The sequence below is a fragment of the Phytopseudomonas dryadis genome (assembly GCF_004327355.1).
Classification (GTDB): Bacteria; Pseudomonadota; Gammaproteobacteria; order Pseudomonadales; family Pseudomonadaceae; genus Aquipseudomonas; species Aquipseudomonas dryadis.
Map to the genome: position 1 here is coordinate 1 of NZ_QJUM01000087.1, position 454 is coordinate 454.

At 38.5% G+C, this 454-nt stretch carries 1 protein-coding gene; it reads right to left on the reverse strand.

Features of this window, described 5'->3' with window-relative positions; translation table 11 throughout:
- The coding region (locus DNK34_RS25335; RefSeq protein WP_208738454.1) for a malate:quinone oxidoreductase at positions 1-454 on the reverse strand (454 nt) is incomplete at both ends.

The following is a 454-nucleotide window of genomic DNA, read 5'->3' on the forward strand; positions in this document are numbered from 1 at the left end:
TAATAATGTTCTTTGGCCGTCAATGTAACGCGTATCTAAATGAGGTACAGTCATTGGTGGTGTACCAGGTGGCTCTTTACCATAAACTTTGGCATCGTGTTGTTCAATAACTTGTGGGTTTGTACAAGCTAAGAATTGACCACTGATAGGGAATCCACCCAAATGTTTACTTTCAGGGATACCTGTTTTTTGTAATAATGGAATCGCTCCACCGCCAGCACCGATGAATACATAGTCAGTTACTTGTTTGAATTTCTCACCAGTTAGGCGATTTTTAACAGTAACTTCCCATTGACCATTTGATAATTGTTCAAAATCAACAACTTCATGGTTAAATTGCACTGTAGCATTTGGATGTGCTTCAATACTTTTAGCCATTTTACGTGTTAATTCACCGAAGTTTACATCTGTACCTTCGTCAATTTTACTTGCCGCCATGATACCAGGGTTATCT